General features: G+C 55.7%; 4 protein-coding genes. 1 reads left to right on the top strand and 3 read right to left on the bottom strand.

The window, feature by feature from the left end:
• Both ACP5E6_RS17890 and ACP5E6_RS17885 read right to left on the bottom strand, forming a co-directional pair.
• On the bottom strand, nucleotides 1-591 hold a 591-nt coding region (locus tag ACP5E6_RS17890; protein ID WP_427956563.1), incomplete at its 3' end, for an IS110 family transposase.
• Between the two features lie 120 nt (nucleotides 592-711).
• Nucleotides 712-1,550 (bottom strand): IS5 family transposase gene (locus ACP5E6_RS17885; protein WP_427956560.1). Its coding sequence is split into 2 segments (ribosomal slippage): nucleotides 712-1,163 and nucleotides 1,163-1,550, totalling 840 coding nucleotides; the frame shifts between segments, so codons are not numbered across the junction.
• Between the two features lie 365 nt (nucleotides 1,551-1,915).
• Between ACP5E6_RS17885 and ACP5E6_RS17880 the strand changes: the two genes are divergently transcribed.
• Nucleotides 1,916-2,497 (top strand): hypothetical protein, encoded by a 582-nt coding sequence (locus ACP5E6_RS17880; RefSeq protein ID WP_427956559.1) that lies wholly within the window; start codon nucleotides 1,916-1,918, stop codon nucleotides 2,495-2,497.
• Between the two features lie 174 nt (nucleotides 2,498-2,671).
• On the opposite strand, the gene ACP5E6_RS17875 is transcribed toward ACP5E6_RS17880, so the two are convergent.
• A partial coding sequence (locus tag ACP5E6_RS17875) for an SHOCT domain-containing protein (protein ID WP_427956557.1) occupies nucleotides 2,672-2,851 on the bottom strand: 180 nt, incomplete at its 5' end.

Below are 2,851 nucleotides of genomic sequence, written 5' to 3'. Positions count from 1 at the left end.
TCTCTCGACTTCCTGGGTCATCACCTCGATGACGGCCAATAGGGATGCGGCGAGGCTAGCTAACACTGGATCGCCAGTGACCAATTCGCGAATGCGTGCCGGAAAATCTTTCCGGCTCGGTGTGCCAACCTTCAGCCCGACCTCGCGCAGTAATGCGCGGATGCCGTTCTCCACGTCACGCCGCTTGTTGAGCACCATCCGTCGCGCGGTCAGCAATGCCCTCCACGACCGGCAAGACGAGCTCTTCACGTGTACCGCACGGTACCAACCGGTACGCATGATTTGGGCAATCCCGCGCGCGTCATTTCGGTCGGTTTTATTCGGCATCGCGCCCATTGCCGCCTTTGCTTGACGCGTCTCGATGCAGATTGCCGGCAAATTGGCTTCGGTCAAACCCTCATGCAGCCAAGCCGTCAGCGAGCACGCTTCCAGACCAATCCGTTCTATCTTCATCGCACATCCTACGAAGAAAGCGACCAGCGCATCCGGCTCGCTCGCCGCACGCGCTTCGCGCACAATGTGCCCCGCATCGTCAACGATGCAGATCGCGGTCTCTTCCAAAGATACGTCCAACCCAGCAAAGTAACCCATGGCTGCTTCTCCTAGATGTTTGTGGCCGATCAATACCCCGGACCATGTTGGATCATACTGAGAGGAACAACCACCGGATCAAAGTAGGGGAGGCCCCAATCACCCCATCTGTCCCGAACTTCATGAAGGAATACAAAGCTTTCTGAGCATGAGGCGGATGGATGCGAGGCGCAGGAAAACGAGTGCACTTTGATTGAGATTTTCCCAATCCTTGGCCAAGCGGCGACAACGACCAAGCCAGGCGATGGTCCGTTCCACAATCCATCGCTTTGGCAAAATGACGAAACCTTTGGCGCGATCGGATCGTTTGACGATTTCGACTTTCATGCCCGGCATAACCTCAGTCAGGCCGTTTTGAAAGATCGGTCCCGCATAGGCGCTGTCGGCGAAAATCGTCTTTAAGAACGGAAATTGGCCGAACAAATTGCCCATCACCATAATGCCACCATCGCGATCCTGGACGGCGGCTGAAGTAATCATCGCGTGCAGTAAAAGTCCCAACGTATCAACAAGGACATGTCGCTTCTTTCCTTTGATTAATTTACCAGCATCAAACCCGGGCGGATCGATCTGGACCCCCCTTTTTCTGCGGCTTTAACGCTTTGACTATCGATAATGCAGGCAGTAGGACTGCCATCGCGTTCGGCTTGTTCTCGACATTTGACATAGAGGGCAATGTGCATTCGATCTAGAGTGCCGTCACTGCCCCACAAGCAAAAATACCTGTTCACCGTGCTGCGGGGCGGCAAATCTTTCGGTATGTAGCGCCACTGACAGCCTGTGCTCAGAATGTACATGATGCCATTCACAACCTCTCGCATATTCACGCGTCGTTTCCCCCCGCCGCGTTTGGCCGGCGGGATCAGCGGCTCAAGGAAGTCCCATTCTCTGTCCGTCAGATCAGAAGGATACCGGAGCTTGTCGCGGTTGTAACGGGGTCGGTTTTCAGTCGTCCACATAATGCACCTCCGAATCGGTATTATCCATGGAATCACAAATCAACCATTGGATTCAAATAAATTTATGGCCATCCGCTAACCGACTCAAATGACTCGCAAAGTCTCGGGACGGACACTTAGGATGGCAAAGCAAACACGAACGGCATCATGGTGATGCTGGATAGGACGTTGCTGGTTCCGGTGCTTATCTGGTCTGTCTGCAAACGGCCCGTTTCGATCGGCCCTTGTAGTAATGATCCCGCTGGCTCATAATTAATTTGTTTCCGTTTGGAGCGAAATAGATCGCACCGAAAGCTAATATCGGTTCCGCTCCTAGAGGTGCTGTCACCGTTCTTGAGATTTTCCAAATTCTGAAGAGGTATACTTTGTCGTATGAGTCCAATGAGGCCGATGTTGCGGATGATGTGATCGAAGCCCGAGTCCGCCGATCGCTCGGCCTGAACACCACACCTTCGCCGAACCATGCCTTTCCGAATGCCGATCCGAACACAGGTGTGCCCACCCACGGTAACGCCCGCGGATCGGATGGTTCCGCCGTGCTCAGGCGCCGGTTCGTGCGGGACGGAGAAGTGCCGGTCGTCATCCTGCATCCAAAATCCGGGACTGAAAACCGCCACGCTGCCACCATCGCTGACTTGTCCCGGCAATGCGATACCGAGCGTGCGGCGCGGTTGCGGGCCGAGCTAGCCCTTCACGATGCGCGGGTGACAATCCAGACTCTCGAAACCAGGCTTGCACATGCCGAAATCGAACGAACCGAGCGCTCAGCAATTCCCCCGGTCGAACCGGTGGTGTTTCCCTCAACGGCCGATCCTGCGTCGCCAGTAAAGGCCATCGCTCCGGCCCGTGCCATGAAGCCAGCACGAGCGGTGAACCGTACTCGCCGAACCGAACCCAAGGTGCACGAAGATCAACTCGACCCGACCCCGGTCAAATGGTGGCGTTGATAGCCCGGGAAGAGTCTCGATTTCTCCCTGGCGACCCAGCCACCGCATGCCTGCTGCGCGGCAAACCGGAACAAAGTTAGAATATCAGCGTGTTTGTCGCGCCACAGTGACTGGGTCATCGAGACCAGATAGGTTATGGGCAAGGGAGGGTCGCTACGCATCCCGCAGCGCTGCCTAGTCCAGATCTTGCCTCATCCGTAGATAGTCTTCACGGTTGATTTCTCCTGCAGCATAACGCCGGTCCAACACCTCCCGTGCCGTTTCGGGTTTCGCCGGGCCAGATCGTCCCGCCGGTAGACTGCCGCCGGCCCGAATGATCAGCCATACAATGATGCCTAAAATAAGAAGTGGAAC

The organism is Acidiphilium sp. (genome assembly GCF_049977125.1).
Lineage (GTDB): Bacteria > Pseudomonadota > Alphaproteobacteria > Acetobacterales > Acetobacteraceae > Acidiphilium.
This window is presented reverse-complemented; position numbering and strand designations above follow the sequence as displayed.